The 6,603-nt window shown below is 60.6% G+C and carries 6 protein-coding genes; 4 read left to right on the forward strand and 2 right to left on the reverse strand.

Going from position 1 to position 6,603, the window contains the following annotated elements; translation table 11 throughout:
* A partial coding sequence (locus VL598_RS04845; protein WP_414718656.1) for an ABC transporter permease subunit occupies nucleotides 1-267 on the reverse strand: 267 nt, incomplete at its 3' end.
* A gap of 65 nt (nucleotides 268-332) precedes the next feature.
* The gene (locus tag VL598_RS04850; RefSeq protein WP_414718657.1) at nucleotides 333-1,511 is read right to left on the reverse strand and encodes a branched-chain amino acid ABC transporter substrate-binding protein; all 1,179 of its coding nucleotides are present in this window, start codon (nucleotides 1,509-1,511) and stop codon (nucleotides 333-335) included.
* A gap of 315 nt (nucleotides 1,512-1,826) precedes the next feature.
* Between VL598_RS04850 and VL598_RS04855 the strand changes: the two genes are divergently transcribed.
* The 4 genes from VL598_RS04855 to VL598_RS04870 all read left to right on the forward strand — a co-directional run bounded on the left by VL598_RS04855 (nucleotide 1,827) and on the right by VL598_RS04870 (nucleotide 6,520).
* Complete coding sequence (locus tag VL598_RS04855) at nucleotides 1,827-2,879, forward strand: GlxA family transcriptional regulator (RefSeq protein ID WP_414718658.1); 1,053 nt, start codon at nucleotides 1,827-1,829, stop codon at nucleotides 2,877-2,879.
* A 284-nt stretch (nucleotides 2,880-3,163) separates the two neighbouring features.
* Nucleotides 3,164-4,420, forward strand: a complete 1,257-nt coding sequence (locus tag VL598_RS04860; protein WP_325325563.1) for a D-amino acid dehydrogenase — start codon at nucleotides 3,164-3,166, stop codon at nucleotides 4,418-4,420.
* 61 nt (nucleotides 4,421-4,481) lie between these two features.
* The gene (locus tag VL598_RS04865) at nucleotides 4,482-5,477 is read left to right on the forward strand and encodes an asparaginase (protein WP_325325564.1); all 996 of its coding nucleotides are present in this window, start codon (nucleotides 4,482-4,484) and stop codon (nucleotides 5,475-5,477) included.
* Between the two features lie 116 nt (nucleotides 5,478-5,593).
* On the forward strand, nucleotides 5,594-6,520 hold the full coding sequence (locus tag VL598_RS04870) for an ornithine cyclodeaminase family protein (RefSeq protein WP_325325565.1): 927 nt from the start codon (nucleotides 5,594-5,596) through the stop codon (nucleotides 6,518-6,520).
* Nucleotides 6,521-6,603: the final 83 nt, after the last annotated feature.

The raw sequence follows: 6,603 nt of genomic DNA on the forward strand, positions 1-6,603 counted from the left end.
CTCGATGGTATAGCCGACGATCGAGCAGACGACAGCGGCAATTGCAAGCCCGATCACGAGCGTGGGCACGCTGCCGAGACCGGGGAAATGGTTTTGCAGCACCGTGATGGCCGATAGCGCGACCATTGCCCCGATCATCAGGACATCGCCGTGTGCGAAGTTGATGATCCCGAGGATCCCGTACACCATGGTGTAGCCGAGTGCGATGATGGCATAGACGCTGCCCAGCACCAGACCGTTGATGATCTGCTGAAGAAAAATGTCCATATCCAGTTAGAAGTCGCCCTTTCGCGGAGTACACGCACGGTGCGAGGGATTCATCCTCGGCCAGTTCAGTTCTTTGCCAGAGCCGAGGAGCTCACGGATTCGAGGAACGATTGCTTGCCGTCGACATACTTGTAGAGCGAGATCGTGCCGTTACGCAGATCGCCCTTCGAATCAAACTGCGTTAGGCCGAGCACGCCCTCATAATTGGTCGCCGGCATGGCGGCCAGGATCTTGTCCGGAGCAGTCGAGCTCGCGCGCTTCATCGCGTCGACGATCACGTATACCGCGTCATACGCGAACGGCGAGTTGAGCACCGGGCGCGAGCCGAAACGCTCCTGATAGCGCTTCGCGAAAGCGGGGCCCAGCCGCGTGCTTTCGAACTGCGCTCCGGCGATCGAGCAGATCACGCTATCGGTAGCCTCGCCCGCGAGCTTCGAAAGATCGTCCGCGCACAGGCCATCGCCAGCGATGATTTTCTGCGACATGCCGAGCTGCTTTGCCTGCTTGGCAAACGGACCGCCCGTCGCGTCGAGGCCGCCGTACATGATCACGTCGGGCCGCTCACCCTTGATTTTCGTCAGAATCGCCCGGAAATCGGTCGCCTTGTCGTGGGTCGCATCATGCGACAACACGATGATGCCGTCTTCCTTCGCGCGTTTTTCGAATTCGCTGGCAAGACCTTGCCCGTATGCGGTGGCGTCGTCGACAATGGCAACGTTCTTGACCTTGAGCGTCTTCAACGCGAAATCGGCAAGCGCGGGCCCTTGCTGCGCATCGGTCGCCACCACGCGGAACGCGGTCTTGAAACCCTGCTGCGTATACGCGGGATTGGTGGCCGACGGCGACACTTGTACGATTCCTGCGTCGCTGTAGATCTTCGAGGCCGGAATCGTCGTGCCCGAATTCATATGGCCCACGATCGCAACAACCTTGTCGTCAACGAGCTTTTGCGCAACCTGGGTTGCTTGGCGCGGATCGCCGGCATCGTCCTCGGCATCGAGAACGAGTTTGACATTCTGGCCACCGATCTTAAGGCCCGTCTTATTGATTTCCTCGACTGCCAGTCGAGCACCGTTCTCCGTATCCTTGCCCAGATACGATGCCGGACCGGTCAAGGGAGCGACCTCTCCGATTTTGACGTTGACTGTGTCATCGGCGCGAGCCGCCCCGACCGAAGCCGCGACGAACGCGCCCAGCATCCCGACAGTCGCCACGCTGCGACCCAACCTTACGCTTTTGTTCATTGCTCACCTTATAAGTAGTATGGCCTACCAGGAAGCGCGGTCACTGCGGACAAACGGCATCCGCCAGCCCGTCTCACTCGTCGCACCCAACGATCGACCGGATCGTCGCCCTCGCATCGATCGCGAGTCGCACAGCAGCATCCACTGCGAAACACGGAGACAAATTTATGCGGACACAAACCTGCGGCATTGCACCGATCTGCCAGAAAACAGAACATATGCGACACGGTGACGCGAGACGCGCAACCCTATAATCATGTCGTTCCTTCGATTTGCGGCCCACTCATGCTCCCTCCCGACGATCCCTCAGCCAACATGGCTCCAGCCCACGAACTGGTGGAGCAGTTGGACGCGCTTTCGAGCGTGCTGGACTCGTCTCACGCACGCGTCGGCGCCGAGCTGAACGTCGGAATCATGTTATGGCCCAGGTTTCCGCTGTTATCCCTCGGCGGCCTGTGCGACGCGCTGCGACATGCGGCCGACCGCGGCGATCAGAGCCGCCAGCTGCGCTGCATCTGGACGACCATCGGCACGCAAAGCGGCACCGTCGAATCGAGTTGCGGCATCGCCGTCCCGGTGCAGTCGGCCTTTCCGAATGCCGAGCAGTTCGACTATGTCGTCGTTATCGGCGGGTTGCTGCCTTACTTGAATCAAGTAGATAGGCGCTATTGGGACTACCTGCGCGAGGCCGCGCAAGCCGGCGTTCCTTTGGTCGGCGTTTGCACGGGTAGCTTCGTGCTGGCACGGGCCGGCTTGATGGAGGATCGAGTCGCATGCGTGCACGCATTTCACTTCGATGACTACCGCAACATGTTTCCCGGTTTGCGCGTCGTGACGCATGCCGATTATCTGATCGACGGGAATCGCATCACATGCGCGGGCGGCGTTTCGGTGATCGAGCTCGCGGCCCGTCTCATTAGTTTGCATTGCGGACCCGACCGCGCATCCAAGGTCATTCACCAGATGACGGTGAGCCGGCGGGCCGGCTCCTCGTTCGTCGAGCGGCGCAAGGCGCTCGGCTACCTGTCGGTCGACGATGCGACCGTGCGTCACGCTGCACTGCTGATGGAGGAAAGTCTCGAAGCGCCACTCAATATCGCCGCCATTGCAAAAATGATCGGCACGAGCGTCCGCCAACTAGAGCGCGCGTTCATGGCCGAGATGAAGGTATCGCCGAACGAATTTTATCGCCGCATGCGGTTGCGCTACGCGCGCTGGATGCTGCTCAACACGTCCCGCAAGGTCACCGAAATCGCTTACGACTGCGGCTTCGCCGATTCCGCGCATTTCATCCGCGTTTTTCGCGAAGCTTACGGCGTCACGCCAGGCAAACTGCGCAGCTCGCGCACAGGCACTGCCGAAGAGTAACTCGCCAAGTAACAAGTCGGCAGCGCGACAATTGCCGCGCTCACCTCCCTCACCGTCACGGCGTCGCCCTCCCACGCCTGCCACACGTTGTCGCTTTTCTTCTATTTTTTTGCTGATCGGTGCAATCTCGTCCGCACCGCGTGACCGTACATTCCAGTCATTGACATCCGGGGCGTCCGCCGGCAACTCGACGATACCGCGCAACAAGCTTTACCGCGAGTCCAGTCGAGGTCGAGCCATTCGATCTCCTGTGAGTACGTCACCAGACAACGGAACGAGCCGATATGCAGATTACGGTTTTGGGTGCGGGGGTCATTGGGCTGACGAGCGCCTATTATCTGAACCGCGCCGGGCATCAGGTCATTGTCGTCGATCGCCATGCCGACGTCGCGGCTGAAACCAGCTATGGCAACGGTGGCCAACTGTCATACAGCTATGTCGCGCCGCTCGCAGGCCCCGGAGTGCTGTCGAAGCTGCCTGCTTGGCTGAGCCGCAAGGATTCGCCCGTGCGTTTTCGGCCGTCTGTGAGTCTTGAGCAGTGGCGTTGGTGCCTGAAATTTGCGCTCGCTTGCACACGCAAGCACAGCAACACGACCACCCGAAGACTGCTTTCCCTGTCGTTCTCCAGCCGCGCGCTCATGCACGAGTTGGTGCGCGACGAGCTTCAACTCGACTTCGATTTCGAGCACTCGGGCAAGCTCGTTTTGCATCGCGACGCCCACGCCATGCAAAACGCTGTCGATTTGCTCCAGTTTCAGCGCTCGCTCGGCTGCGAACAAGAGGCCCTCAGCGCCGACGCGTGCGTCGAGCTCGAGCCCGCGCTCGCAAGCGTGCGCGCCGAGATCGCTGGCGGCATCTATACACGTAGCGAGGACACGGCTGATTGCTACCGCTTCTGCAAAGGTCTCGAGACCATCTTGCGTGCACGCGGGGTGCAGTTCGCAATGAACACATCGATCGATGAACTTCGCCTGACGCGCGGCGGACACATCGAGGCTCGTAGCGGCAGCGTAACGCTGCCATCGGACAACATCATCGTCGCAACGGGCACCGGCGCCGCGCGGCTGCTCAAGCCGTTAGGCATCCACGTCCCCGTCTATCCGCTCAAAGGCTATAGCCTGACATACTCATTGGGTCCGCAGTCGATCGCGCCGAAGCTCAGCGTCACTGATTTCGCCCGCAAAGTCGTTTATGCGCGCCTCGGCGACCGACTACGCGTGGCAGGCATGGCCGACCTGGATGGCTATTCGCTGAAGCCCGATGCAGCGCGACTCGCCACGCTGCGCGCCGAGACCGCCGCATTGTTTCCGATGGTGGCGACCGATCAAAGGGACGTCACCGAATGGACAGGCCTGCGACCCGCGACGCCGCGCGGCACCCCGATAATCGGGCCCACTCCCTATCGCAACCTCTGGCTCAACATCGGACATGGGGCGCTCGGCTTCACGTTGGCAACCGGGTCGGCTGCGCTACTCACGAGCTGGTTCGACCACCAGCGGAAACCATCGCCCGTCTCCAATCACTTCACGTTCGATCATTGAGCCGCGCGCATCCTGATTCGACGCCATCCTCAATCTCGACGACATTGAATCAATCGATACGATGAGAGAAAAGCCCAATATCGTGGTTATCGGTACGGGCGGCACCATTGCCGGCCGCGGCGAAACCTCCTCCAACACCGCCTCCTACGACTGCTCGGTGCTGACGGTCAATGAGATTCTGTCCTCGATTCCGGAAGTGTCGTCACTGGCCAACCTGCGCGCCGAGCAACTCCTGCAGACGGGCTCCGAGAATTTCAACAACGAGCATCTGCTCAAGATCGGCAAACGGATATCCGAGGTGCTCAAAGACGATGATGTCGACGGCGTGATTCTCACGCACGGCACTGACACCATCGAGGAGACAGCCTACTTTCTGCACCTGACCTTAAAGAGCGTGAAGCCTGTCGTGGTAGTCGGATCCATGCGCCCGCCATCCGCCATGAGTTCCGATGCATCGCTGAATCTTTACAACGCAATTTCCGTGGCGGTCCACCCTACCTCGCGCGCAAAGGGCACGTTGGTCGTCGCCAACGACGAGATTCACACCGCCCGAGACGTCACGAAAGCGAACAGCTTCAAGCTCGAGGCCTTTCGCTCGCCATATGGCGCGCTCGGCTATGTGGTGGAAGGGCAACCGCGCTACTACCGGATGCCATGGCGAGACCATACCGTTTCGACCCAGTGGGCCATCGACGATCTCGAAGCTCTGCCGAAGGTCGACATCATCTACGCGTATGGCGCGCTCGACGAGCGAGTGATCGACACAGTCGCCTCCGACGCGCGGGGCCTCATCTACGCCGGAACCGGCAACGGCAACGTGGCCCTACACATCGTGGCACCTCTCGTCGCGGCAGCACGCAACGGCGTACATGTGGTGCGCGCGTCTCGCACCGGCAACGGTGTGGTCATCCGCAATGGCGCGCAACCGGACGATGACTACGGCTGGCTCGTGGTCGACGATCAGGCACCGCAAAAGGCCCGCATTCTGCTGATGCTTGCGATGCTGAGCACCCCCGCCGAACGAAGCGCGCTGCAAGCCGCTTTCTATCGCTATTGACGCATACCCGGGCGCAGCGCGGACTTGGCCGCTTCTGTACTCGCACACTTGAAATTTCTTCCCACCAGGCCGATCCAGTGTTGTGCGATGTTCGGCCCTCTGACTTCTTAACCATCATGCATATCATCACGGACGATCACGTCCACCGTCTGATCACGATGAGCGACGCCATCTCCACACTACGCCGCGCCCTCGCGGAGCAAGGCAGTGAGCGCGCCAAGGTTCAGCCGCGCGTGCGAACCCTCGGAGAGAAAGTCTCGTTGAGCACGATGGGAGCCATCCTGCCTGGCGCTGGCGTGTGCGGCGCGAAGGTGTACTCGACCTACCAAGGCAAATTCGACTTTGTCATTCCCTTATTCTCGACGCACGACGGGCGGTTGCTGTCGATCATCCACGGCAATGCCCTTACGGAATACCGCACGGCGGCAATCACACGAATCGCCCTCGACAGGTTCGGCTGCGCCGACGCCAAAGTACTCACGGTGTTCGGAACTGGAATCCAAGCCAAGGCGCATATTCGCGCGATCGTTGAAAATTCAGGAATTGAGCGTGTATTGATCGTCGGTATCGAAGGGGTGCCGGAAGCAGTCGCGCAGATGCAGGCTCTCTTTCCAAACGTGCGCTTCGAAGCATCTACCGCCGAGGCAGCCGTGAAAACCGCCGACGTGATCGTCACCGCCACCCGCAGCGCCGCACCACTCTTTGACGGCGCGCACGTCAAGCCAAATACGTTCGTCGCGGCAATCGGCTCCAGCAAGCCGAGCGCGCGCGAAATCGACGACCGGACGCTCGCGCGCGCGGGCCTTGTCATCGTCGAATCATTGGAACAGGCGAAGGCAGAAGCCGGCGACTTGTTGATGGCCTCGCCTGGCATAGTCGACTGGAACAATGTGATCGAGCTCGGCGACGCCATCGCCAATGGCGATATCCATTCACGCGTGCAGGGTGATCTTACGGTTTTCAAATCCATCGGCATCGGTCTTGCCGATGTCGCGCTTGGTGAGCTTGTCACACGCCGGGTTATCGAGGAGGCCGGGCAATAGCCTGAGAGACGCAGCACAGGTCACCCGCGTTGCGAGTGGGATCGGGCGCGCGACGGTTCGCGTGGTTGGGCACGACTTCGCAT

This window comes from Trinickia sp. (genome assembly GCF_035492435.1).
In the GTDB taxonomy this organism is placed as follows: domain Bacteria; phylum Pseudomonadota; class Gammaproteobacteria; order Burkholderiales; family Burkholderiaceae; genus Trinickia.

Bases quoted from the DNA above. Each gene is read 5' to 3' on its own strand.
- VL598_RS04870 (WP_325325565.1), top strand. From the start codon at position 5,594: ATGCATATCATCACGGACGATCACGTCCACCGTCTGATCACGATGAGC.
- VL598_RS04860 (WP_325325563.1), top strand. From the start codon at position 3,164: ATGCAGATTACGGTTTTGGGTGCGGGGGTCATTGGGCTGACGAGCGCC.
- VL598_RS04855 (WP_414718658.1), top strand. From the start codon at position 1,827: ATGGCTCCAGCCCACGAACTGGTGGAGCAGTTGGACGCGCTTTCGAGC.
- VL598_RS04865 (WP_325325564.1), top strand. From the start codon at position 4,482: ATGAGAGAAAAGCCCAATATCGTGGTTATCGGTACGGGCGGCACCATT.
- VL598_RS04850 (WP_414718657.1), bottom strand. From the start codon at position 1,511: ATGAACAAAAGCGTAAGGTTGGGTCGCAGCGTGGCGACTGTCGGGATG.